General features: G+C 72.6%; 24 protein-coding genes. 10 read left to right on the forward strand and 14 right to left on the reverse strand.

What is annotated here, in order from left to right:
* Nucleotides 1-65: 65 nt before the first annotated feature.
* Entirely contained in the window at nucleotides 66-989 is a 924-nt protein-coding gene (locus V6U90_RS11820) for an ornithine cyclodeaminase family protein (RefSeq protein WP_334434487.1), read from the reverse strand.
* Nucleotides 990-1,174: 185 nt separating this feature from the next.
* Between V6U90_RS11820 and V6U90_RS11825 the strand changes: the two genes are divergently transcribed.
* On the forward strand, nucleotides 1,175-1,489 hold the full coding sequence (locus tag V6U90_RS11825; protein ID WP_334434489.1) for a DMT family transporter: 315 nt from the start codon (nucleotides 1,175-1,177) through the stop codon (nucleotides 1,487-1,489).
* Nucleotides 1,490-1,622: 133 nt separating this feature from the next.
* Here the strand turns inward: V6U90_RS11825 and V6U90_RS11830 are convergent, their stop codons facing one another.
* Entirely contained in the window at nucleotides 1,623-2,135 is a 513-nt protein-coding gene (locus tag V6U90_RS11830; RefSeq protein WP_334434491.1) for a DinB family protein, read from the reverse strand.
* A 37-nt stretch (nucleotides 2,136-2,172) separates the two neighbouring features.
* The gene (locus V6U90_RS11835) at nucleotides 2,173-4,704 is read right to left on the reverse strand and encodes a DNA translocase FtsK (RefSeq protein WP_334434493.1); all 2,532 of its coding nucleotides are present in this window, start codon (nucleotides 4,702-4,704) and stop codon (nucleotides 2,173-2,175) included.
* A gap of 134 nt (nucleotides 4,705-4,838) precedes the next feature.
* Between V6U90_RS11835 and V6U90_RS11840 the strand changes: the two genes are divergently transcribed.
* The 3 genes from V6U90_RS11840 (at nucleotide 4,839) to V6U90_RS11850 (ending at nucleotide 7,899) form a co-directional block, all read left to right on the forward strand.
* The gene (locus V6U90_RS11840; protein WP_334434495.1) at nucleotides 4,839-5,312 is read left to right on the forward strand and encodes a YbjN domain-containing protein; all 474 of its coding nucleotides are present in this window, start codon (nucleotides 4,839-4,841) and stop codon (nucleotides 5,310-5,312) included.
* Nucleotides 5,309-6,979 (forward strand): YbjN domain-containing protein, encoded by a 1,671-nt coding sequence (locus tag V6U90_RS11845; RefSeq protein WP_334434497.1) that lies wholly within the window; start codon nucleotides 5,309-5,311, stop codon nucleotides 6,977-6,979. The genes V6U90_RS11840 and V6U90_RS11845 overlap by 4 nt, the downstream gene beginning before the upstream one ends.
* 92 nt (nucleotides 6,980-7,071) lie before the next feature.
* On the forward strand, nucleotides 7,072-7,899 hold the full coding sequence (locus tag V6U90_RS11850) for an isocitrate lyase/PEP mutase family protein (protein ID WP_334434499.1): 828 nt from the start codon (nucleotides 7,072-7,074) through the stop codon (nucleotides 7,897-7,899).
* 69 nt (nucleotides 7,900-7,968) lie between these two features.
* Here V6U90_RS11850 and V6U90_RS11855 read toward each other — a convergent pair whose 3' ends face one another.
* The 5 genes from V6U90_RS11855 to V6U90_RS11875 all read right to left on the reverse strand — a co-directional run bounded on the left by V6U90_RS11855 (nucleotide 7,969) and on the right by V6U90_RS11875 (nucleotide 13,426).
* Nucleotides 7,969-9,657: a ribonuclease J gene (locus tag V6U90_RS11855; RefSeq protein WP_334434501.1), complete on the reverse strand. Its 1,689-nt coding sequence runs from the start codon at nucleotides 9,655-9,657 to the stop codon at nucleotides 7,969-7,971.
* The gene (gene dapA, locus V6U90_RS11860; RefSeq protein WP_334434503.1) at nucleotides 9,654-10,580 is read right to left on the reverse strand and encodes a 4-hydroxy-tetrahydrodipicolinate synthase; all 927 of its coding nucleotides are present in this window, start codon (nucleotides 10,578-10,580) and stop codon (nucleotides 9,654-9,656) included. The genes V6U90_RS11855 and dapA overlap by 4 nt, the downstream gene beginning before the upstream one ends.
* A 70-nt stretch (nucleotides 10,581-10,650) precedes the next feature.
* On the reverse strand, nucleotides 10,651-11,394 hold the full coding sequence (gene thyX, locus V6U90_RS11865; protein ID WP_334434669.1) for an FAD-dependent thymidylate synthase: 744 nt from the start codon (nucleotides 11,392-11,394) through the stop codon (nucleotides 10,651-10,653).
* A gap of 189 nt (nucleotides 11,395-11,583) precedes the next feature.
* Nucleotides 11,584-12,165 (reverse strand): DUF2752 domain-containing protein, encoded by a 582-nt coding sequence (locus tag V6U90_RS11870; protein ID WP_334434670.1) that lies wholly within the window; start codon nucleotides 12,163-12,165, stop codon nucleotides 11,584-11,586.
* 31 nt (nucleotides 12,166-12,196) lie between these two features.
* Nucleotides 12,197-13,426, reverse strand: a complete 1,230-nt coding sequence (locus V6U90_RS11875) for a winged helix-turn-helix domain-containing protein (protein ID WP_334434505.1) — start codon at nucleotides 13,424-13,426, stop codon at nucleotides 12,197-12,199.
* An 83-nt stretch (nucleotides 13,427-13,509) separates the two neighbouring features.
* Between V6U90_RS11875 and V6U90_RS11880 the strand changes: the two genes are divergently transcribed.
* Nucleotides 13,510-14,109: a GNAT family N-acetyltransferase gene (locus V6U90_RS11880; protein ID WP_334434507.1), complete on the forward strand. Its 600-nt coding sequence runs from the start codon at nucleotides 13,510-13,512 to the stop codon at nucleotides 14,107-14,109.
* Here V6U90_RS11880 and V6U90_RS11885 read toward each other — a convergent pair.
* Nucleotides 14,082-15,302, reverse strand: a complete 1,221-nt coding sequence (locus V6U90_RS11885) for a glycosyltransferase 87 family protein (protein ID WP_334434671.1) — start codon at nucleotides 15,300-15,302, stop codon at nucleotides 14,082-14,084. The two genes, V6U90_RS11880 and V6U90_RS11885, sit on opposite strands and share 28 nt — an antisense overlap.
* Nucleotides 15,303-15,337: 35 nt before the next feature.
* Between V6U90_RS11885 and V6U90_RS11890 the strand changes: the two genes are divergently transcribed.
* From V6U90_RS11890 to V6U90_RS11905, 4 genes are all read left to right on the forward strand, one after another.
* Nucleotides 15,338-15,982 (forward strand): GNAT family N-acetyltransferase, encoded by a 645-nt coding sequence (locus V6U90_RS11890; RefSeq protein WP_334434509.1) that lies wholly within the window; start codon nucleotides 15,338-15,340, stop codon nucleotides 15,980-15,982.
* 99 nt (nucleotides 15,983-16,081) lie between these two features.
* Nucleotides 16,082-17,083, forward strand: coding sequence for a sigma-70 family RNA polymerase sigma factor (locus V6U90_RS11895; protein WP_334434511.1), 1,002 nt, complete (start codon nucleotides 16,082-16,084; stop codon nucleotides 17,081-17,083).
* A 125-nt stretch (nucleotides 17,084-17,208) separates the two neighbouring features.
* Nucleotides 17,209-18,849 carry an MFS transporter gene (locus tag V6U90_RS11900; RefSeq protein ID WP_334434513.1) on the forward strand — a complete coding sequence of 547 codons (1,641 nt, stop codon included), beginning with the start codon at nucleotides 17,209-17,211 and terminating at the stop codon, nucleotides 18,847-18,849.
* 17 nt (nucleotides 18,850-18,866) lie between these two features.
* The gene (locus V6U90_RS11905) at nucleotides 18,867-19,250 is read left to right on the forward strand and encodes a VOC family protein (RefSeq protein WP_334434515.1); all 384 of its coding nucleotides are present in this window, start codon (nucleotides 18,867-18,869) and stop codon (nucleotides 19,248-19,250) included.
* A gap of 253 nt (nucleotides 19,251-19,503) precedes the next feature.
* On the opposite strand, the gene V6U90_RS11910 is transcribed toward V6U90_RS11905, so the two are convergent.
* From V6U90_RS11910 to V6U90_RS11925, 4 genes are all read right to left on the reverse strand, one after another.
* The gene (locus V6U90_RS11910) at nucleotides 19,504-20,403 is read right to left on the reverse strand and encodes a carbohydrate ABC transporter permease (RefSeq protein WP_334434517.1); all 900 of its coding nucleotides are present in this window, start codon (nucleotides 20,401-20,403) and stop codon (nucleotides 19,504-19,506) included.
* A gap of 1 nt (nucleotide 20,404) precedes the next feature.
* The gene (locus tag V6U90_RS11915; RefSeq protein ID WP_334434519.1) at nucleotides 20,405-21,418 is read right to left on the reverse strand and encodes a carbohydrate ABC transporter permease; all 1,014 of its coding nucleotides are present in this window, start codon (nucleotides 21,416-21,418) and stop codon (nucleotides 20,405-20,407) included.
* Between the two features lie 94 nt (nucleotides 21,419-21,512).
* Nucleotides 21,513-22,763, reverse strand: a complete 1,251-nt coding sequence (locus V6U90_RS11920) for a sugar ABC transporter substrate-binding protein (protein ID WP_334434521.1) — start codon at nucleotides 22,761-22,763, stop codon at nucleotides 21,513-21,515.
* A 46-nt stretch (nucleotides 22,764-22,809) separates the two neighbouring features.
* A complete protein-coding gene (locus tag V6U90_RS11925) occupies nucleotides 22,810-23,805 on the reverse strand; it encodes a LacI family DNA-binding transcriptional regulator (RefSeq protein ID WP_334434523.1) in 996 nt (331 codons plus the stop codon).
* A gap of 142 nt (nucleotides 23,806-23,947) precedes the next feature.
* Here V6U90_RS11925 and V6U90_RS11930 point away from each other — a divergent pair, with 142 nt between their 5' ends.
* Entirely contained in the window at nucleotides 23,948-26,188 is a 2,241-nt protein-coding gene (locus V6U90_RS11930; protein ID WP_334434525.1) for an amylo-alpha-1,6-glucosidase, read from the forward strand.
* On the opposite strand, the gene dapB is transcribed toward V6U90_RS11930, so the two are convergent.
* Nucleotides 26,135-26,908 (reverse strand): 4-hydroxy-tetrahydrodipicolinate reductase, encoded by a 774-nt coding sequence (dapB, locus tag V6U90_RS11935; RefSeq protein ID WP_334434527.1) that lies wholly within the window; start codon nucleotides 26,906-26,908, stop codon nucleotides 26,135-26,137. The two genes, V6U90_RS11930 and dapB, sit on opposite strands and share 54 nt — an antisense overlap.
* Nucleotides 26,909-26,995 lie beyond the last annotated feature (87 nt).

A 26,995-nucleotide genomic window follows, 5' to 3' on the forward strand; every position in this document is an offset into this window, starting at 1 on the left:
CGGGCCGGCGTGCACCCGGGCCGGCGTGCACCCGGGCCGGGGTCATCGGCCCGACCGTCCCGGGCTCACCTGCCGGGCACGCCCGCCCGGGCCAGCTCGGCGAGGAGCAGCACCTCGGTACCGGCCAGGCCGACCGAGCAGAAGACGGTCAGCTGCTCCGGCCCGGTCCGCCCGGGGACCGCGCCGGCCAGCACCGCACCCAGCTCGACCAGCCGTTCGGCGTACGGCGGATCGGCGGCGAGCAGCGGCGGGTCGTAGGCGAACGCCTGCGGTCGGCTGTCGGTGACCAACACGTCGGCGGTGTCGAGCAGGTCCCGACCGAACTCCGACCGGTTGCGCTGCTTGAAGCCGACCAGGTTGACGTGGGTACCCGGGGCCAGGTCGGCGGCGCAGACGACGGGGGTGACACTGGTCGTGGCGAGCACCACGACGGCCCGGTCCCGGACCGCCTCGGGCGCGCTGCCGACCGCTCGGACCGCGAGCCCCAGCTCGGTACGGGCCCGGGCGGCGAACGCTTCCCGTCGGCTCCGGGTCGGGCTGAACACGGTGACCTCGCGTACCGGCCGGACCGCGGTGATCGCCCAGAGCTGGGCCCACGCCTGCCCACCGGCACCGACCAGCCCGACCGTGGCGGCGTCCGGCCGGGCGAGCGCGTCGACCGCCACCGCACCCAGTCCACCGGTCCGCCGGGACCCGATCTCGGCACCGACCGCGACCGCCCGGACCTCGCCGGTCGTTGCGTCGTGCAACACGACGACCTGCTCACCGGCCGGGTGCCCGAAGGTGTCGTACGACCGGAAGCCGTACCACTCGTCGGTGAGCTGGCCGGCGGTGAGCACCATCCGTCCACCGGCCAGGGACGCGGCGGCCCGGGGCGGGGCGACAAGTCGGCCGGACCGGGCGGCGAGCAGAGCGGCCCGCATCGCGGCGACCGTGGTGGGGGCGTCCAGCCGGTCCCGGATCTCGTCATCGCGCAGCAGCACAGTCATGGGGACCAATCTTCGGAGTTGAAGCCGACTTCAGGTCAAGTACCCGGTGACGTTGCCCACCAACCTGTCGGGCGACCTGCTCCAGGCGGGGCTGCCGGCGTGGATGGTGGCCGGTGACCGGCCCGGGACGACCCGGTCCGGTGCTACCTTCGCGGACACGTGGCGGGCCGGAAGAGGAGGCGTCGATGGCCTGGGTGGTGCTGGTGCTCTCCGGCGTCCTGGAGACGGTCTGGGCGATCGCGCTGGGTCGCAGCGCCGGGTTCAGCCGGCCACTGCCCTCGGTCGTCTTCGTGGTCGCCCTGCTGCTCAGCATGGCGGGGCTGGCCTGGGCGCTGCGGAGCATCCCGATCGGCACCGGGTACGCCGTCTGGGTGGGCATCGGTGCGGTCGGCACCGCCCTGGTCGGCATGGTGGCCCTCGACGAGCCGGCGACCGCACCCCGGGTGGTGTGCCTGCTGCTGGTGGTGGCCGGCGTGGTCGGGCTCAAGGTCTTCCACTGACCGTCCGCCCCGGGCGCAGTTGCGTGCCGACCTGTGGATCATGGAGTTGTGGTGGTTGATTCACCCCGTTAGGCGAACTTTGCGGGGCACCACAACTCCATGATCGGCGAGGACGGTCGGGGTGAAGCGGGGTTCAGTCCGACCCGACGACGACGTTGGCCGCCTCGATCTGCTCGCGGAGGATGTCGGCGTGCCCGGCGTGCCGGGCCAGTTCCTGGATCATGTGCGCGTAGATCCAACGCAGGGACAGGTCGCCGAGCCGCTCGTGCGGCACCACATGGTCCAGGGGGTAGCGCGCCGCGTTGCGCCGGGACACCGCACAGGCGGCGTCGTACTCGGCGAGCACGTCGGCGACGGTCTCGTCGTCCCGGACGGCCCAGCTGCGGTCGTCGGCGCTGGCCAACCCGTCGATCTGGTCCCTGGGAATGCCCAGCAGCCGGTGCTGGAACCAGTTCCGCTCGACCGCGCAGTTGTGCTTCACCAGCCCGATCAGGGTGGTCAGTGACGGCACCAGCCGGCGCCGGGCATCGGCCTCGGAGACCCCGGTGAGGGTCTCCTTGAGCTCGTCACGGTAGAAGTCGACGAACGACTCCAGCATCTCCCGCTCGTGCGCAGCGGTGACGTTCCTCGGGGACGGTGCGGTCATGCCGGGATGATCCCCGCACCGGGTAGGTGCCGCAAGATCATTCCTCGCCCCGCAGACCGGCCAGCGCCTCGTCCAGTTCATCCGGCTTGACCAGTACGTCCCGCGCCTTGGAACCCTCGGAGGGACCGACGATCCCCCGGGTCTCCATCAGGTCCATCAGCCGACCCGCCTTCGCGAAACCGACCCGCAGCTTGCGTTGCAGCATCGAGGTGGACCCGAACTGCGAGGTCACCACCAACTCGACCGCCTGCACCAGCAGGTCCAGGTCGTCGCCGATGTCCTCGTCGATCTTCTTCTTGCTGTCCTGGGCGGGGGCGAGCACGTCCGAACGGAACTCCGGCTCCCGCTGGTTCTTGCAGAACTTCACCACGTCGGCGATCTCGGCCTCGGTGACCCAGGCGCCCTGGATCCGGACCGGCTTCGAGGCACCCATCGGCAGGAAGAGGCCGTCACCGCGACCGAGCAACTTTTCCGCGCCCGGCTGGTCCAGGATGACCCGGGAATCGGCCAGCGAGGAGGTGGCGAACGCCAGTCGGGACGGCACGTTCGCCTTGATCAGACCGGTGACCACGTCCACCGAGGGGCGCTGGGTGGCCAGGACGAGGTGGATGCCGGCGGCCCGGGCGAGCTGGGTGATCCGGACGACCGAGTCCTCCACGTCGCGGGGCGCGACCATCATCAGGTCCGCCAACTCGTCCACGATGACCAGCAAATACGGGTACGGACGGATCTCGCGCTCGCTGCCCGGCGGCGCCTTGATCTCGCCGTTGCGGACCTTGCGGTTGTAGTCGTCGATGTGCCGGACCCCGTTGGCGGCGAGGTCGTCGTAGCGCATGTCCATCTCGCGGACCACCCACTCCAGCGAGTCGGCGGCCTTCTTCGGGTTGGTCACGATCGGGGTGACCAGATGCGGGATGCCCTCGTACCCGGTCATCTCGACCCGCTTCGGGTCGATCAGCAGCAGCCGTACCTCGTCCGGGGTGGCCCGGGTCAGGATCGAGACCAGCAGCGAGTTCAGGCAGGACGACTTGCCGGCACCGGTGGCCCCGGCGATCAGGATGTGCGGCATCTTCGCCAGGTTGGCCACCACGTAGCCGCCCTCGATGTCCTTGCCGAGGGCGGCCAGCATCGGGTGGAGGTCGGTGGTGGCCGCCCGGGAGCGGAGCACGTCCCCGAGGGCGACGTTCTCCGGGTCGGTGTTGGGGATCTCCACCCCGACCGCGCTCTTGCCCGGGATCGGGCTGAGGATCCGGACGTCCGGTGACTTCACCGCGTACGCGATGTTGCGGGAGAGCTGGGTGATCCGCTCGACCTTCACCCCGTGCCCCAGCTCGACCTCGTACCGGGTGACCGTCGGGCCCCGGGTGAACCCGGTCACCGCGGCGTCCACGTCGAACTGGTCGAAGACCCCGGCGAGGGCGCCGATCACCTCGTCGTTGGCCTTGCTGCGGCTCTTCGGTGCGGCACCGGAGCGGAGCAGGTTGGCCGGGGGCAGGGTGTAGTCGCCGGACAGGCCGGTGATGGCGAGCTGCTCCGCACGGGTCGGTGCCGCGGAGTGCTCCGGCGGCTCGACGACCCGGCGGGCGGCGGGCACCTTCGTCCCCGGTTTGCGGGGCAGCGCGATGGTGTCCTGCATGTCGGGGCCGCCGTCGTACCCGTCCGGCTCGTCGGGGTCGATCGGCTCCGACGGCGCCGGCCGCCGCTTCGCCGGGCTGCGGCGGGTCCGGGCCGGTTTGGCCTCCTCCGCCTCGGTGGCCGCCGCGTCGGCGGAGCCGGTGCCGGCGGAGCCGGTGCCGGCGGAGCCGGTGCCGGCGGAGCCGGTGCCGGCGGCACCGGGCACGATCACCCCGGCGAGCAGGCCCAGCCGCTCGGGGATCTTGTTGATCGGGGTGGCGGTCACCACCAGCAGGCCGAACACCAGCAGCAGGAGCAGCAGCGGCACCGCGACCCAGGCGGTGAACGCCCCCTGGAGCAGGTCACCGACACCGGCACCGACCAGGCCACCGGCATAGTCCCGTTGCGCGTTGTCCACCGGATCCTGCCCGATGTGCAGCAGCGACGCGGTGGCCACCAGCATGGACGTCCAGCCGACCAGTCCCCGCCCCCGGTGGGCCGGGTCGCCCGGCTCCCGCATCAGCCGGACCGCGCCGATCAGCAGCAGCAGCGGCAGTACGGCGGCGATCGCACCGAGGAAGAGCCGGATCGTGTCGGCCAGCCGGGCACCGACCGGGCCGGCACCGGAGAACCAGACCGCCACCGCGCTGAGGATGGCCAACCCGAGCAGGAGCAGACCGGCGCCGTCCCGCCGGTGCTCGGGGTCCAGCTCGCGGGCCGAGGCGGCCTGCCGGCCGGCGGCGCGCACCGCCCAGCCGACCCCGTGCGCCACGCCCATCCACACCGCACCCAGCGCGCGTCCGACGTAGACCGCCGGGCTCGGCCGGGCCGGCTTCGCAGGTTTGCGCCGCGCTGCCGGGGCGGCCTTCTTCGCCGGTTGCCGGGCACGACCGGTCGCGGCACCACGCGGCGACGCGCCGCGTCGCCGGCTCGCCTGAGAGGTACGGCCCGCCATAGAGTCACCGTAACGGCGCGACCCGGGTAACCGCCGCTTTTGCGGGTCGTGTCCGCGTGCCGCAGCACGTGCTCCACCCTGGAGCGTGGTATTTACCACAGCCAGTTGCGACAATCGCCGCAGAAGGGACTTGCATGGCACCCCCGGGCTTCCAGGACCTCCCGGACGGGCCCGTCGGCGGCCACCCGCACACCCTGCTCCCGTTGACCAACGAGCTGATCGCCACCGTGCTGACCAGCCGGGGATACACCTTCCACACCGACAGCGACGGTGACCTGGTCGGTCGCTGGGACGACCACGTCATCTACTTCTTCCGGCTCGGCCCGCAGGGGGAACTGCTCCAGGTGCGTACCACCGCAGCGACCAGCTTCCCGATCGAGGACGTCCCGACGCTCTACGCCCACTGCAACGCCTGGAACCACGACCGGCTGTGGCCCAAGGCGTTCGTCCACGTCGACGACCACGGCACCGCCCGGGTGTGCGGTGAAGTCATCGCCGACCTGGAACGCGGCGTCACCACCCACCAGCTCGACCAGTTGCTCGAACGCGGCATCGCCACCGGCTGCCAACTGGCCGCCGCCGTCGCCACCTGGAAGTCGGCCCGGTGACCGGCACCGAACGGCCGGACCGGTTGGCGGCGGAACTGGCGCAGGCCCGGGACCTGCCCGACGGCGACGAGAAGTTCGTCGAGCTGGAACGGATCGCCGCGGACGCCGACGCCGCCGGGGACGTACGGCTCGGCTTCGACGCCCGGTGCGCCCTGCTCGACGCGTACACCCACCACGGTGCCTGGTGGCGACTTCGGGAACCGCTCGTCAACTGCCTGGCCATCCTGGACGCCGACGCCGAAGCCGACCGGGACGGCACCGGCCCGGCCCGCTTCGACGACGAGGACCGGGCGCTGCTGCGCCACCACCACCGCCGTACCGTGGCCGCCTTCACCGGCAGCAGCCGGGTGGGGCTGGCCCAGAGCGGCACGCTCCTCGACGATCTGGAGAACCGGCTCCGGGACCAGCAGCGCAGCCTGGCCGTCGTGCACGAACTGCGCTGCCGGATCGCCGACCACCTCGGCGACGAGCCGGCCGCCCGGCACTGGCTCGACCGGTGGCGGGCCGGGACCCCGGACGACGACACCGGCTGCCCCGGCTGCGCCACCGCACACCAGGTGGAGCTGCTGGCCGGTTGGGGGCTGTGGAGCGTGGCGGCGCAGACCGCCGAGGCGGCGCCGGTCGACCCGCATCGCTGCCCCGACCAGCCGGAACGCACCCTGGTCGCGCTGGTCCTGCCGTACCTGCGGCTGGGGCGGGTTGAGGAGGCCGGCCGGGCCCACGTCCGGGCGTACCGCCGGCACCGTCGGGAACGCAACGCCTTCCCGCACCTCGCGACGCACCTGCGGTTCTGTGCCCTGACCGGTGACCACATCCGGGGCCTGGACATCCTCGGCGAACAGCTGGGCCGGCTGGACCAGCCGTACGACGAACTGTCCGCGATGGAGTTCGCCACCGCCGGGGCCCTGGTCTGCCGGCTGGCCGAGGAGGCCGGGCTGGGCCGGTGGCTGGTCGCCCGGCCGGGGTACGGCGAACGGGCCGCCGCCGAGCTGACCGTCACCGCGCTCGGCGCCGAGCTGCACGCCACCGCCCGGGACCTGGCCGGCCGGTTCGACGCGCGCAACGGCACCGGTCACCAGTCCGGCCGGGTCGCGGCCTGGCTGGCCGAGACGCCACTGACCGGCCCGCAGCGGCTACCGGACGAGGAGGATCTCGACGGCGACGACGAGCCGGCCGGGGCGTCCGGGGAGGCGAGGGCGGCGGGGTCGTCCGGAAAGGCGGGGGCGGCGGGGACGGCACCCACCGGCCGGGTGGACGACGTTCCGGTACCGCTGAGCGTCACCGCGATCACCGCCGTGCTCGACCGCCGGGGCGACGTGTACCGGGTGGACGCCGACGGCACCGTCGGTGGCCGGTGGGGCGATGCGGTCGTCCAGTTCGAGCTGACCGGTGAGCGGGACGAGATCCTGCACATCCGGATCGTCGCCGGCCGGCGGCTGTCCGGCGACCGGCTCACCGAGGCGTACGAGTTCTGCAACGCCTGGAACCACGACCGGCTGCTGCCGAAGGCGTACGTGCACCAGAGCGGTGACGGCGAGCTGGTGCTGGCCGGCGACGTCACCACCGACCTGGCGTTCGGGGCGACCCGCGCCCAGCTCACCGTGCTCATCCACGCCGCGCTCGCCACCGGTGTCGAGTACGCCACCGCAGTCACCGCGCTGCCGTAGCCGCCGCACATCCCGTCCGGCGGCGGCCTCCGGTGGCGGTGATGTCCGATAACCGCGCGCCGGATGGCTGCCAAGGGTGATCAACTGTCAGCATGACCACCACAGTTGACCGGGCCCGCCTGCTGCACGGCCTGCACCGCGGCCCGGGACCCCTCGTCCTGCCCAACGCCTGGGACGTCGCCAGCGCCCGGATCATCGAGGCCGCCGGCGCCCGGGCCATCGCCACCACCAGCGCCGGGGTGGCCTGGAGTCTCGGCGCACCGGACGGCGACGCGTTGGGTCGGGACCGGGCCGTCGACCTCGTCGCCCGGACCGTCGCCGCCGTCGACGTCCCGGTCACCGCCGACATCGAGAGTGGCTTCGGCACCGACCCGGACGGCGTGGCCGAAACCATCCGGGGCGTACTCGCCGCCGGGGCGGTCGGGGTGAACCTGGAGGACGCCTGGCACGACGGTCCGGCATCGCTGCGCCCGGTCGCCGAGCAGGCCGCCCGGATCGGGGCCGCCCGCCGGGCCGCCGACGCTGCCGGGGTACCCCTGTTCATCAATGCCCGGGTCGATGTCTACCTGCGGAACGTCGGTGACCCGGAGAACCGGCTGGCGGAGACCCTGGACCGGGCGGCGGCCTACCTCGCCGCCGGGGCGGACGGGATCTTCGTGCCGGGTGTGCTCGATCCGGCGGTGCTCACCGCCCTGGTCGCCGGGATCGACGCACCACTCAACGTGCTCGCCGGGCCGGGGGCACCGACCGTCGCCGAGCTGGGGGCGCTGGGTGTGGCCCGGATCAGCGCCGGATCGGCTCTCGCCGAGGCGGCGTACGGACTGGTCCGGCGGGCCGCCGGGGAACTACTCGGGTCCGGCTCGTACGACACGCTCCGCGACGGGATGGACTACCCGGAACTGAACGCCCTGCTGCGGTAACCGGCGCCGGGGTGTTAAGAAGGGCCCCTTCCTTTACCGAAAACGTTAAGAAGGGGCCCTTCCTTACATCTAGACCTCGACGACGGTGGGCACGATCATCGGGCGGCGCCGGTACGCGTCGTTGACCCAGCGGCCGACGGTACGCCGGACGATCTGCTGCAACTGGTGCGGGTCGGTGACCCCGTCGGTTGCGGCCCGGTTCAGTGCCTCGGTGATCAGCGGGACGACCGGGTTGAACGCGGCCGGGTCCTCGGAGAAGCCCTTCGCCGAGACGGTGGGCCCCCCGACCACCTTGCCGGTCACCGAGTCGACCACCACGGTCGCGGCGATGAACCCGCCGTCGCCGAGGATCCGCCGCTCGGTGAGCAGCGACTCGCTGACGTCACCGACGGCGAGTCCGTCGACGTAGACGTACCGGCTGCGGACGTGCCCGACCAGGCTGGCCCGCCCCTCGACGAGGTCGACGACGTCGCCGTCCTCGCAGAGCACCACCCGGTCCGGGGCGACCCCGGACTCGATACCCAGCCGGGCGTGCGCCCGCAGGTGCCGCCACTCGCCGTGCACCGGCATCAGGTTGCTCGGCCGGACCACGTTGAGCAGGTAGAGCAGCTCACCGGCGGGGGCGTGGCCGGAGACGTGCACCTTGGCGACGTCCTTGTGCACGACCACCGCGCCGGCCCGGCAGAGCCGGTTGATCACGCGGTAGACCGAGGTCTCGTTCCCGGGTACCAGCGAGCTGGCCAGTACCACGGTGTCGCCGGGAGCGATGGTGATGTGCCGGTGGTCGCCGCTGGCCATCCGGCCCAGCGCGCTCATCGGCTCGCCCTGCGAACCGGTGGACATCAGCACGATCTGCTCCGGCGGCAGCGTGGTCGCCTCGTCCAGGCCGACCACCAGGCCGGCCGGGATGTTGAGCAGGCCCAGGTCGCGGGCGATGCCCATGTTGCGGACCATGGACCGGCCGATCAGCGCGACCTTGCGGCCGTGGTCGGCGGCCGAGTCGAGCACCTGCTGCACCCGGTGCACGTGCGAGGCGAAGGAGGCCACGATGATCCGCCCCTTCGCCTTCACGAAGATCGAGTCGAGCACCGGACCGATCTCCCGCTCCGGGGTGACGAAGCCGGGGATCTCCGCGTTGGTGGAGTCCGACAGCAGCAGGTCCACGCCCTCGGCACCGAGCCGGGCGAACCCGGCCAGGTCGGTGATCCGGCCGTCCAGCGGGAGCTGGTCCATCTTGAAGTCACCGGTGTGCAGCACCAGGCCGGCCGGGGTCCGGATGGCCACCGCGAGGGCGTCCGGGATCGAGTGGTTGACCGCGAAGAACTCGCACTCGAACGGGCCGAGCCGCTCCCGGCCACCCTCCCGCACGGTCAGCGTGTACGGCTCGATCCGCCGCTCGGCGAGCTTCGCCTCGACCAGGGCGAGGGTGAACTGCGACCCGACGAGCGGGATGTCCGGCTTGTGGGCGAGCAGGTACGGCACCGCGCCGATGTGGTCCTCGTGCCCGTGGGTCAGCACGATCGCCTGCACATCGGCGAGCCGGTCCAGGATCGGGGTGAAGTCCGGCAGGATCAGGTCCACGCCGGGCTGCTCGACGTCCGGGAAGAGCACGCCGCAGTCGACGATCAGCAGCTTGCCGTCGTACTCGAAGACGGTCATGTTCCGGCCGATGGCGCCCAGACCGCCCAGCGGAATGATCCGCAGACCACCCTCGGGCAGAGCGGGAGGCAGCTCGGCGTCGGTGTGGATCTCGCTCATGCCGACAGCTCCAGACCCGCCGCGACGAAGTCGGCGCGCAGCTGGGCGGTCTCCGCGTCGGTGGCGTCCATCAACGGGGAACGGACCGGACCGGCGGGCAGGCCGAGCACGGTGAGGCCGGCCTTGACCAGGATCACGCCCTGGGTGCGGAAGATCCCGGTGAACAGCGGCAGCAGCCGGCGGTGCAGGGCCAGTGCCGTGCCGGTGTCCCCGGTCTCGTACGCGGTGATCATCTGCTTGGTGAGCGCCCCGGTGAAGTGGGTGGAGGTGCCGACCACGCCGACCGCGCCGATGGCCAGCGCGGGCAGGGTCAGCGCGTCCTCACCGCTGTAGAAGGCGAGGTCGGTACGGCTGGTGACCCAGGACGAGGCGACCATGTCGCCCTTGGCGTCCTTGACCGCGACGATCCGCTCGTGCTCGGCGAGCCGGACGAACGTCTCGGTGTCGATCGGCACACCGGCGCGGTGCGGGATGTCGTAGAGCATCACCGGCAGGCCGACCGCGTCGGCCACCGCGGTGAAGTGCCGGACCAGACCGGCCTGTGGCGGCTTGTTGTAGTACGGCGTCACCACCAGCAGCCCGGTGGCGCCGGCCTTCTCGGCCGCGACGGCCAGCTCGATGGTGTGTCGGGTGTCGTTGGTGCCGACCCCGGCGACGACCTGGGCCCGGTCACCGACCGCCTCGACCACGGCACGGATGAGGCGGTCCTTCTCCGAGTCGGTGGTGGTCGGGGACTCGCCGGTGGTGCCGTTCACCACCAGCGCGTCGTTGCCCTGCTCGTCGACCAGGTGACCGGCGAGCCGGGCGGCACCGTCGAGGTCGAGCGAGCCGTCCGGGGTGAACGGGGTGACCATGGCGGTGAGCAGTCGACCGAACGGTCTCGGCGCGCCCGGGTCGGAAGCGGCAGGGTGGTCGTGCGTCATGCTGACAACCTATCGGACCGGCCCACCGGCCCCACCAGGGAAGGGCTCAGGACCTCCGGAGGACAGGGGGTCAGGAGCGCTCCGCGTAGGGGCTGACCGCGACCTCGGTGCCGTCCGGCAGGGTGGAGATGACGAAGTCGGCGAAGACGTTCGGCGCGACCCGCTGCAACTGACGCAGGCACTCCACCGCCAGCTCACGGATCTCCACGTCGGCGTGCTCGGTGGCCCGCATGCCGATGAAGTGCCGCCAGGCCCGGTAGTTGCCGGTCACCACGATGCGGGTCTCGGTGGCGTTGGGCAGCACCGCCCGGGCCGCCTGCCGGGCCTGCTTGCGACGCAGGGTGGGGTTCGCCACATCCGCGAAGCGCTGCTCCAGGCCGGCCAGCAGGTCGTTGTACGCCTGGACGCTCGCCTCGGCCGCCTCCACGAACCGTTTGTGCAGCTCCGGGTCCTCGGCGATCACCGCCGGCTCGACCATGGCCGCGTCCGACTCGGGGACGTACCGCTGGGAGAGCTGCGAGTAGGAAAAGTGCCGGTGCCGGATCAGCTCGTGGGTGAAGGAGCGGGACACCCCGGTGAAGTAGAACGAGACGCTGCCGTGCTCCAGCACCGACAGGTGCCCGACCTCCAGGATGTGCGCCAGGTAGCCGGCGTTGGTGGCGGTGGCCGGGTTGGGCTTGCGCCAGGACTGGTAGCAGGCCCGCCCGGCAAACTCCGCGAGCGCCTGACCACCGTCGGCGTCGGTGGACCAGGGGACGTCCTCCGGCGCTTCGAAGTGCGTCCATGCAATGAGCTTGACCTGCGGCGGGACCATTTCCGGCATGCCTGCGACTGTAGTAGCCGCCGCCCGGGCGACGACCGACCGGGTCGGGGCGGCGTGGCGCCCGACTCAGCCGTCCCGCCCGCCGTCTGCGGTGACCGGTTGATAGTGGGTCAGACGTAGAGCGCGGTGACCGGTTGATAGTGGGTCAGACGTAGAGCGCGGTGACCGGTTGGTAGCGGGTCAGACGTAGAGCGCGGTGAACGGCGCCCAGGGCAGGTTGCGGGCCACCGAGAAGGCCAGCCAGAGGGCGAGGAAGCCGCCGAGCACCTTCGGGCTCAGCTCCAGCTGGGGCAACCGCCAGCCGAACGCCTGCCGCCCCGCCCAGGCGACGAAGAGGTAGGCCAGGAACGGCAGGGCGAAGATGAACAGGAAGTGGTGCCGCGCCGCAGCCGGCAGGTCACCGTGCAGAAAATACCACAGGGCACGGGTGCCGCCGCAGCCCGGACAGTCCAGCCCGGTGGTGAGCTTGAGCAGGCAGGACGGCGCCGCGTCGGGCGCCGACCGGGTGGGGTCGCTGACCAGCGCGTACGCCACGCCGGCCGCGACGCAGCCGAGAGCTGCCAGCGGGACCGCCCAGCGCGGGGAACGGTCGTAGAGACGGGTGACGAAGCGGGTGAACCGGTCCGGTTCGGCCACCTGGTAGGCCGGCGGGTACGCGTGGGAGTGCGGGTCGAACCCCGGGTACGGCTGCCCGGGCTGCTCCGGGGCGGCGGATCCGGTCTCCGGGCTCGGCTGGGCAGCCGGTCCACCAACGCTCGTCATCGCCCACTCCACCTCGTCGGCCAACTCCCGCTCACCGTACACCGGCGGTGCTGGCCAGCGTGGCGGCCAGCGGACCGGCGAGGTCCCCGGCGGCCGGCGGGGCGACCGCGTCCAGGCCGAGCCAGCCGGCCAGCCGGTACAGCTCGGCGGCGAGGGCAACCGCGGTCTCCCCCGGATCGGCGCCGGGCTCGACCCAGGCCGCCGGCACCAGCAGCACCCGGGCCTTCCGGTCGGCCTTCAGGTCGACCCGGGCGGTGAACCGGTCACCCTGCAAAAAGGGCAGCACGTAGTAGCCGTGCACCCGTTGCGGGGCCGGCACGTAGATCTCGATGCGGTAGTGGAAGCCGAAGAGTCGCTCGGCGCGGCCGCGCTCCCAGATCAGCGGATCGAACGGGCTGACCAGGGTGTGCGGCCGGGCCCAGCGGGGCAGCCGGGCGGCGGCGTGCAGGTAGGCCGGCTGCGGCCAGCCCGCCACCGTGACCGGCACCAGCTCCCCCGCCTCGACCAGCTCGGCGACGGCGACCCGGGTGGCGGCGGCCGGCAGCCGGAAGTAGTCCCGCAGCTCCGGCTCGGCGGCCACGCCGAGCGACCGGGCGGCGACCGCGACCAGGGCGCGGTACGCCTGGGCGTCGGTCGGGGTGGGCGCGTCCAGCACCGCCGCCGGCAGCACCCGCTCGGCCAGGTCGTAGCGGCGGGCGAAGGAGCCGGTCCGGTCGGCGGCGGTCACCTCGCCGGCCCAGAAGAGGAACTCCAGCGCCCGCTTCACCGCCGACCAGTTCCACCCCCAGTTGCCGGTCTCCCGGGGCGCGTCGTGCTCGATCTCGGCAGCGGTGAGCGGCCCCCGGGCGGCGACCTCGTCCCGGACCCAGGCCACCAGTTCCGGCTGCTCCTCGGCGATCCGGCGCATGCCGCCCCAGGCCGAGGTGCGGGCCGCCGCCATCCGCCAGCGCAGTGCCGGGTGCAACTCGACCGGGACCAGCGACGCCTCGTGGCCCCAGTACTCGAAGAGGCTGCGCGGCCGTCGGTAGGCGGCGGCGTCGAGCAGCCCGGTCGGGTAGGGGCCGAGCCGGCTGTAGAGGGGCAGGTAGTGCGCGCGTTGCAGGACGTTGACCGAGTCCATCTGGATCAGGCCGACCCGGTCCAGCACCCGGCGCAGGTGGCGGCGGGTGGGCGCCCCGGTCGGCGCGGGGTCGGTGAACCCCTGGGCGGCCAGCGCGATCCGCCGGGCCTGGGCGAGGGAGAGCGATTCGGGTACGGCCATCGCCGGGCACCCTAACCGACAGGTACGACAACCGGGGCGCTCCCGGAACCGACAGGTAGTACGACAACAGCGCCGGTTCCGGTGTGCCGGGCTGGACCGGCGACCCGGCGGAGGACTACAACCATCAAATGGTGATGATCCGCCCGGAGGAACCGGACGACGCCGAGGCGGTCGCCGCAGTGCACGTACGCGGCTGGCGGGCCGGGTACGCGGGGGTGATGCCGGACGAGGTGCTGACCCGGCTGAATCCGGTGGCCTGGGCGCAACGCCGCCGGGACGCGGGCACCGCCGAGCCGGACCACCCGTTCCGGACCCTGGTCGCGGTCGTCGACCGGCAGGTCGTCGGCTTCGCCACCTTCGGTCCGTGCCGCAACAACCAGGACCACGACGACCTGGACCCGACCCACGGGGAACTGCTCAGCATGTTCGTCGATCCGGTCCGCTGGGGGCAGGGGATCGGCCGGGAACTGATGCGGGCCACCCGGGCCGGGCTGGCCGGGCAGGGTCGGGCGGAACTGCGGCTCTGGGTACTGGCCGACAACCAGCGGGCCCGTCGTTTCTACCAGCGGAACGGGTTGACCGCCGACGGGGAGCGGATGACCTACCGGGTGCCCCTGACCGGTGGCCGGACGCCGGTCGGGCTGGTCGAGCTGCGCTACACGGCCCGGCTCGAGGTGGCCTGAACCGGGGCGGGCTCCACCGGGCCGGCCCGGACGTACCCCCGGATCGGCAGCGCCACCAGCAGTGCCACGCTGATCCAGACGTACAGGTTGCCGCCGAGGAAGCCGTCCACCCCGGTGAAGTCCTTCTCCCAGAGCCAGACGAACCGGCTGATCAGGAAGGCGTACCCGACGGCGGCGGCGCCCAGCAGCACCCGGCGCCGGAGGCTGCGCACGGGCGCGGCGTACGCGTTGTCGACCAGCAGGATCAGGCCCGGAATCAGCCACACCAGGTGGTGCACCCAGGTGACCGGGCTGACCAGGCACATCACCACACCGGTCAGGGCCAGCCCGGTGGCCTCGTCCCCGGCCGCCACCGCCGCCCGCGACCGGCGTACCCAGACCACCAGGGTCACCGCCACCAGCAGCAGCCAGGCCGTCGTGCTCGGGTGGTCCGGGTTGAGCCGGGCCACCACGCCCTGCAACGACTGGTTGGAGATGAAGGCCAACTCCCCCACCCGGCCGGTGTTCCACAGCGCCTGGGTCCAGAACTCCCGGGACGCGTCCGGGGCGACCGCGCCGGCCAGCAGGGTGACGCCGGTGGCCGTGGCGACGGCGGTCAGGGCGGCCCGCCACCGGCCGGTGACCAGCAGGTAGACGATGAAGATGCCGGGGGTCAGCTTGATCGCGGTGGCCAGCCCGATGCCCACCCCCGCCCAGCGCCGACCCCGGTCCACCCCGCGCAGCAGGTCCGCGCCGACCAGGAAGAGCAACAGCATGTTGACCTGGCCGAAGTTGACCGTCTCGCGCATCGGCTCGAACGCGGCGGCCAGGCAGAGCGCGATGGCGAGGGCGTACCAGCGGGTCCAGCCGGCCCGCCGGGCGACCGGGTCCAGCAGCCACCAGATCAGCACCGCGCTGACCGTCACGCTGGCGGTCACGCTGAACACGATGGCCAGGTTCCACGGCAGGTACGCCATGGGGAACATGGCCAGCGCGGCGAACGGCGGGTAGGTGAAGCCGTACTGCGTGCCGGGGCGGACCCAGTCGTAGATCTCGCCACCGCCGCGGGCCCAGTGCCACAGGGCGCCGTAGTAGACCTGGAGGTCGAAGAAGCCGTGCCGGACCGCCGCCACGAGCAGGAAGGCGGCCACCGCGACGGCGAGCGCGACCACGACCAGGACCTGCCGACCGGTCCGTACGGCACCCTGCGCCACCGTCGTCTCCCTCACCTTGCGTAGGCTCACGCCCCATGGCACTCGGGTACGTCCGCCCGGCGCGTCCCTCCGACGCCGGCGAGATCGCACGCATCCAACTGGCGACCTGGCGGGTGGCCTACCGTCGGATCCTGCCCCGGCACGTGCTCGACAACCTCGACGAGGCGTGGCTCGGGCGGCGGTGGACCGCCGCGATCGAGGCGCCGCCGTCGTCGGCACACCGGGTGCTGGTCGCCGTTGAGCAGGCCGAGCAATCCTATCTGGTGGGGTTCGTCGCTTCCGGCCCGGCCGACGAGGAGGCCCGCGCACCGGAGGAGCCCGCCGAGGCGCTCGGCGCCGGGGTGGTCGCGGTGACGGACCTGCTGGTCGAGCCGCGCTGGGGGCGGCGCGGGCACGGCAGCCGGCTGCTGGCGGCCAGTGTGGACCTGTGGCGGGAAGACGGCTTCACCACCGCTGTGGCCTGGGCGTTCGACGGGGACGAGGCGACCCGGAAGTTCCTCACCAGCACTGGCTGGGAGCCGGACGGAGCGGCCCGGGCCCTCGACGTGGAGGACATGCTGGTCCCCCAGGTGCGACTGCACGTCGCCATCCCGACCGAGCCGGCCGGTACGGAGCAGGCCGGCACCGGCACGGCCGGGACCGGTACCGGCACGGCTGCGGAGCAGGCCGGCACCGCCTGACCGGAAGCCAACGGATCCCGCGCGTTCCCCCTTTTCTGTCACCGGCCTGGCCTACCGTGGGGCGGTACGGGCGGTAGGCGGTGATCAGGGGTGGTCCAGGTGACGTCAGCGGCGACCGGGCAGGTCGGCAACCGGGTGACCGGGCCGGCCGGGCGGTCCGCGCTGGAGGGGCACCGCCGGGAGCTGACCGGATACTGCTACCGGATGCTCGGGTCGGCCTTCGACGCCGAGGACGCCGTGCAGGAGACCATGCTCCGGGCCTGGCGCGGCGTCGACCGGTTCGACGGCCGGTCGAGCCTGCGGACCTGGCTGTACCGGATCGCCCACCACGTCTGCCTCGATCAGCTCAGCAGCCGGCGACGCCGCGCCCTGCCGGTGGATCTGGGCAGCCCGTCGGCGCCGGTGGAGACGGCACTGGGCGGGCCCCGGTCCGACCAGGGCTGGATCGGTCCGGCTCCGGACCGGTCGGTGCTGCCCGACGTCGGGGACCCGGCCGACCTGGCGCTGGCCCGGGAGTCGGTCCGGCTGGCCTTCGTCGCCGCGTTGCAACACCTGCCGCCGCGCCAGCGGGCCGTGCTGATCCTGCGGGACGTGCTGCGCTGGCAGGCCACCGAGGTCGCCGGGCTGCTGGACGACAGCGTCGCCTCGGTCAACAGCGCCCTGCAACGGGCCCGGGCGACGATGGCCGGCCGGTCCGCCGCCGACGGCACGACGCCGGACGATCTGGATCCGGCCCACCGCCGTCTGCTCGACCGGTACGTCGCCAGCTTCGAGCGGTACGACATCGACACGCTGGTCAGCCTGCTGCGGGAGGACGCCACGCACTGCATGCCGCCGTACCGGATGTGGTTGCGCGGCGCGACGGACATCGGGCGCTGGATGCTCGGACCGGGCCGGGGCTGCCGGGGGTCCCGGTTGCTGCGCGTCTCGGCGAACGGCGGTCCCGCCTTCGCGCAGTACCGACCCGACCCGGCGGGTGGTTACCGACCGTTCTCGATCCAGTTGCCCACCGTCTCGGGTGACCGGATCAGCGGGTTCACCCACTTCCTCGACACCCGGCTCTTCCCCCTGTTCGGCCTGCCGCCCCACCTGGAGCCCTGACCACCGCTTGGAGCCCTGACCGCCACCTGGAGCACGGACACGCCCGATCCTGCTGCCGGCGCACCGATGAGTTCCGGTCCGCATCGCGGTCCACCCCGTCGGACGCAACTGTGATGGGAGTTCGATTGACCACGGACACCGCCGTGCCCGACGCGCCGCCGAGGCGGGCCGGGCGACGGGAATGGACCGGGCTGGCCGTGCTGGCTCTGCCGACGCTGCTGCTCGCGCTGGATCTGAGCGTGCTCTACCTGGCCCTGCCCCGGCTGAGCGCCGACCTCGGCGCGGACAGCACCGCGCAGCTCTGGATCACCGACATCTACGGCTTCATGATCGCCGGCTTCCTGGTCACCATGGGTACCCTCGGTGACCGCATCGGCCGGCGCCGGCTCCTGCTGATCGGCGCCGCCGCGTTCGCCGCCGCCAGCGTGCTGGCCGCGTACGCCACCACGCCGGAACAGCTGATCGCCTGCCGGGCGCTGCTCGGGGTGGCCGGTGCCACGCTGATGCCCTCGACCCTGGCGTTGATCAGCAACATGTTCCCGGTACCGGCCCAGCGGGCGACCGCCATCGGGGTCTGGATGAGCTGCTTCATGGGCGGCATGGCGGTCGGCCCGGTGATCGGCGGCGTGCTGCTGGCCACCTTCTGGTGGGGTTCGGTGTTCCTGCTCGGCGTGCCGGTGATGGTACTGCTGCTGGTGACCGCCCCGGTCCTGCTGCCGGAGTACCGGCATCCGGTGCCCGGCCGGCTGGACCTGGCCAGCGTCGCGCTCTCCCTGGCGGCCATCCTGCCGGTGATCTACGGCCTCAAGGAGCTCACCCGGTACGGCTGGCAGCCGCTTCCCGCCGTGGCACTGACCGTCGGGGTGGGGATGGCGGTGCTCTTCGTCCGCCGGCAGCGGAGCCTGGACCACCCGCTGCTGGACGTCCGGCTCTTCGCCAACCGCACGTTCCGCGCCGCCCTGCTGCTGTCGCTGCTCAACGCGCTACTGATGGGTGGCACGTTCCTGCTGGTCAGCCAGTACCTGCAACTGGTCGAGGGGCTGTCCCCGCTGCGGGCCGGGCTCTGGCTGGTACTCCAGGCGGTCGCCATGATCACGGCAACCATGCTGACCCCGCTGATGGCGCGGCGGATCCGTCCGGCCTACGTGATGGCGGTCGGGCAGGTGGTCACCGCGCTCGGTTTCGGGCTGCTCGCCGTGTTGGAGGGCGAGGGGACGCTGCCCGTGGTGGTGGTCGCCTTCGTCCTGGCGGCGGTCGGCATCGCGCTTCCCTCCCAGCTCGTCACCGACCTGATCGTCGGTGCCGCACCCCAGGAGAAGGCCGGGTCGGCGGCCTCGGTGTCGGAGACCAGCGGCGAGTTCGGGGTGGCCCTGGGGGTGGCCGCCCTGGGCAGCCTGGCGGCCGTGGTCTACCGGGGACGGCTGGCGGAGACACTGCCCGGCGGACTGCCGGCGGAGGTGGTCGGCCGGGCCCGCGACGGGCTCGCCGGTGCCGTCGAGGTGGCCGCCACGCTGCCCGCCGGGGCCGGTGCCGAGCTGCTCACCGCCGCGCGGGCGGCGTACACCGCCGGCCTGAACACCACCGGCGCGATCGGCGCGGTGGTGCTGCTGGCACTCGCGGTCGTGTCGGTGCGGTTGTTCCGCACGGTCCGGCCGTACGACGGCGTCGCCGGGGCGGCCGAGACGCCAGGGACGCCCGGGACCCCCGGGCCGGACCGGGTCCCCGCCGGGGCGGACCGACCGGTGGGCGACAGCACCGACCAATGACGAGAACGGAGGCAACCATGTTCGGCGACACGAAGGCGTTCAGCGGTTTCGCGGTGGACGACCCCGCCCGGGCCCGGGAGTTCTACACCGGCACCCTCGGCCTGCGGGTGTCCCAGATCGGCGACCTGCTCAAGCTGCACCTCGCCGGTGACCGCGACATCGTGGTCTACCCCAAGGCGGACCACGTCCCGGCCACCTTCACGGTGCTCAACTTCCCGGTGCCCGACGTCGACCGGGCGGTCGACGAGCTGACCGCCCGCGGGGTGCGGTTCGAGCGGTATCCCGGCCTGCCGCAGGACGAACGGGGAATCATGCGCGGGAACGGGCCGACCATCGCCTGGTTCACCGACCCGGCCGGCAACATCTTCTCCGTCATCGAACAGGACGGCGCGCGGGGCTGAGCAACCCGGACGGCGCGCGGGGCTGAGCAACCCGGACGGCGCGCGGGGCTGAGCAACCCGGGCCGGTGCGGACGGGACACCGCACCGGCCCGGGTTTGGCGCGACCGGCATAGGGCGGTGGAGGCGAGGCGGGGTCTGGCCGAGGGTGGCAAGGCGGCGGAGGAGGCCATGCCGGTGTTGCATGGCCGACGACGACAACGTCGCCAGCCGACGTGGCGCGCCGCAGCCCCGACAGCCCTGTTGCCGGACGCGCTTACTCCTTGTCGACTCCCTCGTTGGCGCCCCGGACGAAGTAGCGCTGGAAGACCACGAAGAGCACCGCCACCGGGATGGTGGCCAGCAGCGCCGCGCCGAGCTTCAGCGGATACTGGGTGCCGGCCCCGAGCGAGCCGCTGACCAGGTCGGCCAGTCCTCGGGGCAGGGTGAACAGCGCCGGGTCCTGCACCGCGACCAGCGAGTGCGGGAACTCGTTCCAGGAGCCCTGGAACGACAGGATGGTGAGCGTGATCAGCGCCGGTTTCGCCATCGGCAGCACCACCGACCGGAAAATCCGGAAGGTGCCGGCGCCGTCGATCCGGGCCGCCTCCTCCACACTGCGCGGGATGGAGTCGAAGAACTGCTTCATGATGAACACGCCCGCCGCGTCGGCGAGCAGCGGCACGATCAGCGCGGCGTAGCTGTTGTAGATGCCGAGCTGGTTGAGCACCAGGAACTTCGGGATCAGCAGCACCACCCCGGGCACGGCGAGTACCGCGACGATCGCGGCGAAGACCGCGCCGCGCCCGGCGAACCGCAGCCGGGCCAGGGCGTACCCGGCGAGCGAGTCGAGGAGGACCCGGCCGAGCGTGACCAGGACGGTGACCAGCAGCGAGTTGCCCAGCCAGAGCGGGAAGGCGGTCCCCTCGACGATCCGCTGGAAGCTGGTCAGGTCGACCGGGTCGGGTACCGGGGAGAGCGGGTTCGCCGCCGCGTCCGGCTCGGTCTTGACCGAGTTGGCGATCTGGATCACGAACGGGTAGAGGAAGACCAGCCCGAAGAAGACCAGGATGGCGTACCCGACGAAGGTGGTCGCCAGGCCGCGCGGTGCCCGGCCGCCGGGTGCGCCGGACGCCGGTTGCCGGTGCTCCCGCCGGTGCGGGGCCGCCACGGTCATCTCACCGCCTCCCCGGTACGCGTCGACGCCACCGGGGCCGGCGACCGTCCCCGTCCCGGTCCCGCAGCACCTGCCGCTGGACCAGGGTGAACCCGATGATGATCAGGAACAGTACGAACGAGATGGCTGCCCCCGAGCCGTACTCGAAGTCCCGGAACGCGGTGCGGTACGACAGGTACGCCGGGGTGAGGGTGGTCTTGGCCGGGTTGCCCTGGCTCATCACGTAGACCTGGTCGAAGACCTGCCAGGTGCCGATCAGGCCGAGGGTGAGCACCAGGAACAGGGTCGGGCGGATCATCGGCAGGGTGACGTGGCGGAACCGCTGCCACCGGTTCGCGCCGTCGAGCCGCCCTGCCTCGTCCAGGGTCTCCGGGACGTTCTGCAGGGCGGCGAGGAACATCAGCATGAAGGTCCCGCTGGTGGTCCAGACCACCAGCGTGATGATCGAGCACATCGCCACGCTCGGTCCGGCCAGCCAGTCCCACCAGCTCAGCCCGAGGGCTCCGGCACCGGTCAGGGCGGCCGGTGGCGTGTCGACGCCGAGACCGCCGAGAAGCAGGTGCAGGACGCCCCGGGAGTCGGCGAACCACTGCGGACCGTCCACGCCGAGGATGCCGAGCAGCGCGTTGACCGCACCCGAGTTGGCGAAGAGGAAGAGGAACACCACGCTGATCGCCACCGAGCTGGTGACCGAGGGGAAGTAGAACGCGGTCCGGAAGAACGCCTTCCCCTTCAGCATCCGGCTGTTGACCACGACGGCGAGCAGCAGGGCCAGGACGGTCTGCGCGGGTACCACGATCGCCACGTAGTAGACGTTGTTCCGCAGGCTGGTCATGAAGTCCTGCCGGGCCAGCCCGTCGGCGGTGAAGAGCCGGGTGTAGTTCTCCACCCCGACGAATGGCACGTCGCCGGTGAACGGACTGCCCTGACCGTTCCAGTCGGTGAGGCTCACCCAGAACGCCATCAGGATCGGCAGCAGCAGGAACAGCCCGAGGATCAGTACCACCGGCGCCACGAAGAGCCACCCGGCCAGGTTCTCGCCAGCCCGACCGGTAAGGAAGGGCCCCCGCTTAACGGTTCTGGTAGAGGAAGGGCCCCCGCTTAACACGTCAGTTCCCGGCGAGGGCGGCCTGGGCGTTCTTCTGGAAGCGGTCCAGGACCGCCCGGGGGTCCGTGGTGGGCAGCTCGAACAGGGCGGTGTCGAGGTCCCGCAGGACGCTGTCCATCTTGGGGGCGTTCACCGGTCCCTGGGCGTACGTGGCACCGTTGATGAACGGGCCGTCCGCCGGGAAGGCGGCGGTGTACTGCCCGCGTACCGACTCGCGGGACGGCATCACCCCGAACGCCCGGGCGAACGCCAGTTGCTGCTCGCCGCTGGTCATCGCCTCGACGAACCGGATCGCCTGCTCCTTGTTCCGGCTCTTGGCGGCGATCCCCCAGCACTGGGTGAAGGACAGGGTGCCCTTGCCCTTCGGCCCGGCGGGCAACTCGACGACCCGGTACTTCACGTTCGGGAAGTCGCTCTGCAGGGCCCCCTTGATCCAGTTGCCCTCGATGGTCATCACCGCCCGGCCGCGTCCGAACGCCTCACCGCCCCAGCCGGCGTCGAGCTGCTTCGGGTACCGGGCCAGCCCCTCGGTCAGCAGGGTGCGGACGTACGTCAGGGCCTGGATGTTCTCCGGGCTGGTCGCGGTGGCCTGCTTGCCGTCCGGACTGGTCAGCCAGCCACCGGCCTGTACCAGGAAGGCACCGATCCGGTCCCGGGTGTCGGCGATGGCCAGCGGCATCAGCCCGGCAGCCTTGATCTTGCGGGCGGTGGCGGTGAGCTGGTCCCAGGTGGTCGGTACGTCGGCGTCGGTCAGTCCGGCCTTCGCCCACAGCTCGGTATTGATCACCAGGGCGAGGGTGGAGAAGTCCTTCGGTGCGCAGTAGAGCCGGCCGTCGTAGGTGAAGGTCTTCCGCAGGCTCGGGCAGAAGTCGTCCGGGTTGCTGATCCGGTCACCGTACGGTTCGAGCGCTCCGACGCTGGCGTAGTCGGCGAACCGGGCGGCGTCGACGTAGAAGACGTCCGGTGGGGTACCACCGGCGAACGCCTGGCCGAGCTGCTGGGCGAGGTCCTGTGCGGGGGTGACGGTGGCGGTGTTCCCGGACGAGCCGGCCCACCGGGCGGCGGCGTCCTGCACCGCCTTCGTCTCGGCGGCTCCGGACGAGCCGATCAGGATCTGCAGGTTGGCCGGGCCGCTCTGCTGCGGACTGCCCGTGGAGGTGTCGTCGAATCCGCTGCCGCAGGCGGCCGGACCGAGGAGCGCGACCGCGACGAAACCGGCCACGGCCGCGTGGCGCACTGATCGAGGTGCCATCTCGTACTCCTGATCGGTGGTGATGGGTGGGGGTGTGGTGTGGTGGTCAAGCGCTCTGCCGGACGACCAGGGCCGGCCTGAGCAGCACCTGGGTGGCGCCGTCGGCCTGCGGACCGTCCAGGATCCGGGCGAGCAGTTCCATGCAGCCGGCGGCGGCCCGGCCGAGTGGCTGGCTGACGCTGGTCAACCCGACGGCCTCGGCGACCGGCGTGTCGTCGAAGCCGGTCACCGCGACCGGACGGTCCAGGGCCCGCACCGCGCGGAGCGCACCGAGGGCGAGGGAGTCGCTGGCGCAGACCAGGCCGGTGGGCGGGTCGGCGAGGGCGAGCAGGCTCCGGGCGGCCTGGTCACCCTGGACGATCCCGTCGGAGGTCTCCCGGTCCAGGCCGGCCGGGTCGATGCCGACGGCGCGCAGGGTGGCGCGCCAGCCGGACCGCCGGTCGTCGCCGACGCCGGAGCCGGTGGGCCACCCGATGAAGGCGATCCGCCGGTGGCCGGTTTCCAGCAGTCGGTTGGTGGCCTGGGCCGCGCCGCTGGCACCGTCCACGTCGACCCAGGGATGCTGGTTCGGGGTGTCCCAGGGCCGCCCGAAGGTCACGAAGGGCACTTCGCGCTCGGCCAGCCACACGGTCCGGGGGTCGCCGTGGTCGGTGCCGGTGAGCACGAAGCCGTCCAGGTCGTACGCGCCGAGCAGATCGTCGTAGGTGGCCAACTCGGCGGTGTCGTCGGCGGCGGTGTAGAGCATGATCCGGTACCCGGCGGTGGCAGCGGCATCGGTGAGGCCGTGCAGGAAGCGGTCGAGCACCGAGCCGTTGATCCCGTCGCGGGTCGGCTCGATCCGGGTGGCGATCAGCCGGGACCGGCCGGTACGCATCTGCCGGGCGGCCTGGTTGGCCCGGTAGCCGAGCACGGCGATGGCCTCCTGGACCCGCTGACGGGTCTCCTCGCGCACGATGTGCGGCGCGTTCAGCACGTTCGACACGGTCTGCCGGCTGACCCGGGCGTGCCGGGCCACCGTCGCGATCGTGACCTTCTGCGACACAGATCCCCCTTGCCGTCTTGAACGATCCAAGAGAAGTAGGGCAGGATTAGATCGTTCAAGTTCACGAATGTTTCGCACTTTGCACCGCCCGGAACGATCTGTCAAGAACTCCGTTTCCACGTTGGACAGAACTGGAGCCGCTGTGACCGACCGCGCCCTGCAACCGCTGCTGCACGACCTGGTGAGCGTGGTGCGCGCACCGACCAGCGCGCTCAGCGACGCGGCCGGGCAGATCCGGCCGGCCGGTGTGCAGGGCGTCTTCCATGCCGACAACCGGGTGCTCTCCCGGGCCGAACTGCGGGTGGACGGCCGGGAACCGGAAGCGGTCGCGGCCGCCCCGGACGGCCCGCACGCCGCCCGCTTCGTCGGTCTGGTCCGCTGGCTCGGTGACCCCTCGCCCGACCCGACGGTAAGGATCGAACGGCTACGCCGGCTCACCCCCCGGGGGATCGACGAGGAACTGCACCTGGTCTCCACCGCCGCCGTACCGGTACGGGCCACGGTCACCCTGGATCTGGACTGCGACCTGGCTCCGATCGAGGTGGTCAAGTCGGGCAGCCCGGCACCCCCGGCGCCGGTGCCGGTCAGCCGGTCGGGTGGGTTCCGCTGGGCCGCCGACGGCACCACCGTCACCGTCACCGCGGAGTCCGTGACCACCACGACACCCGCACCCGACGCGGGCCCGGCCACCGGCGCCGGACCGGGGACCGGCCCGGACCCTGCCCCCGGCCCGGACCCTGCCGCCGGTCCGGCCGGCACCGCCGGACCGGCGGGCGTCCGGCTGGCCTGGCCGGTCGACCTGCCCCCACGCGGCCGTACCGTCCTGCGCTGGCGGCTGCTGGTGGACGACCCGAAGGCGGCGGTGGTCGCCCCGACCGCCGACACCACCTGGTCCGTACCGGAGGTGACCGCCGACGACCGTCGGCTGACCCGGCTGGTCCGGCGCAGCATGGACGACCTGACCGGGCTGCGCCTCGCCGACGCCGCCAGCCCGCACGAGGTGTTCCTCGCCGCCGGGGTGCCCTGGTTCCTCACCCTCTTCGGCCGGGACAGTCTCTGGGCGGCCCGGATGCTGCTGCCCACCGGCACCGCACTGGCCGGCTCCACCCTGCGGGTGCTGGCCAACCGGCAGGGCGAACGGACCGACCCGCACACCGGCGAGGCCCCCGGGAAGATCCTGCACGAGCTGCGGCGCCACGACTTCACCCTGCCGGCGGACCGGCTGAGCCTCCCCCCGGCGTACTACGGCACGGTCGACGCCACCCTGCTCTGGATCGTCCTGCTGCACGAGGCGTGGCGGTGGGGCCTGCCCGAGCCCGAGGTGGCCGCGCTCCTGCCACACCTGGAGGCGGCACTCGGCTGGCTCGGCGACCATGCCGACCCGGACGGGGACGGCTTCGTCGAGTACGTGGACACCAGCGGCCGTGGCCTGTCCAACCAGGGTTGGAAGGACTCCGGGGACGCGGTGCGCTTCCGCGACGGACGGCTCGCCGCCGCCCCGATCGCCCTGGCCGAGGTGCAGGGGTACGCGTACCAGGCCGCGATGTGCGGCGCCGACCTGCTCGACGCGTTCGACCGTCCGGGTGGGCAGCGGTGGCGGGATCACGCCGGTGCCCTGGCGCACCGCTTCCGGGAGCGGTTCTGGGTCGACGGCCGGTACGGGCCACAGCCCGCGCTCGCGCTGGACCGCGACAAGCGCCCGGTCGACTCACTGACCAGCAACATCGGTCATCTGCTCGGCACCGGGCTGCTCTCCGGCGCCGAGGCGGCCCAGGTGGCGGAACTGCTCACCACCGACGCCCTGGCCGGCGGCTTCGGGCTGCGCACCATGTCCGCCGAGGACGCCGGCTTCAGCCCGCTGTCGTACCACTGCGGATCGATCTGGTCCCACGACACGGCGATCGTGCTGGCCGGACTGGCCCGCGAAGGGTTCCACCGGGCGGCGGCCGTGCTCGCCGAGGGGCTCCTCGCCGCCGCCGAGGCGTTCGACTACCGGCTGCCGGAGCTGTACAGCGGTGACGACCGCAGCGCCCTGGGCCGGCCGGTACCGTACCCGGCGGCCTGCCGCCCGCAGGCGTGGTCGGCCGCCGCCGGGGTGGCGCTGCTGCACGCGGCGGTTGGCCTCGATCCGGACGTACCGGCCGGACGGGTACGGCTCCGGCCGCTGGCCGGCAGGACGCTCGGCGCGGTGTCGGCCCGGGGCCTGCGGGTGGCCGGCGCACCGGTCGACGTCGCCGTCGACCGGGCCGGCCGGGTGGTCCTGACCGGGCTGCCGGCCGGTCTCCGCGTCGAGCCGGCCGGAGCGCAGTGGCCGGTGGCGCCGCGCGGCTCAGTCGAGCAGGGCGTCCAGGCCGACGGTGAGCCCGGGACGCTGGCGCACTGACCGGACCGCGAGCAGCACGCCCGGCATGAAGGAGACCCGGTCGTACGAGTCCTGCCGGATGGTGAGCGTCTCACCGGTGGTACCGAAGATCACCTCCTGGTGCGCGACCATGCCGGCCGAACGCACCGCGTGCACGCGTACCCCGTCGATGTCGGCGCCCCGCGCCCCCGGCACCTCCTCCTTGGTCGCGTCCGGCACCGGCCCCATCCCGGCGGCGGCCCGCACCTGCGCGATCAACCGTGCGGTGTGGGTGGCGGTGCCGCTCGGCGCGTCCAGCTTCCTCGGATGGTGCTGCTCGATGATCTCGACCGACTCGAAGTACCGGGCGGCCTTCGTGGCGAACTGCATCAGCAGCACCGCGCCGATGCCGAAGTTGGGTGCGATCAGCACGCCCACCCCGGGCTTGCGGTCCAGCCAGCCGCGTACCCGGTCCAGCCGCTGCTCGGTGAAGCCGGTGGTACCGACCACCACGCTGATCCCCTGGTCGATGCACCAGTGCAGGTTGTCCATCACCACGTCCGGCGTGGTGAAGTCGACCACCACCTCGGCACCCGCATCGGAGGCGCTGAACAGCCCGTCGCCCTCGTCGATCATCGCCACCAGTTCGAGGTCGTCGGCGGCGTCGACCGCCTTGCAGACCTCGATACCCATCCGGCCCCGCGCCCCGATCACACCGACCCGGATCGGCTCGGCCGGGCTCTGCCGCTGCTCGTCAGTCACGCCGGACAACCTATCGCAGCGCGTTGCGCCACAGTGCCAGGTACGGCACTGTGCCCACCGGTGGTACGGCAGCCGGCCGCGATGGTG

It is taken from the genome of Micromonospora sp. CPCC 206060 (assembly GCF_036906895.1).
In the GTDB taxonomy this organism is placed as follows: Bacteria; Actinomycetota; Actinomycetes; order Mycobacteriales; family Micromonosporaceae; genus Micromonospora.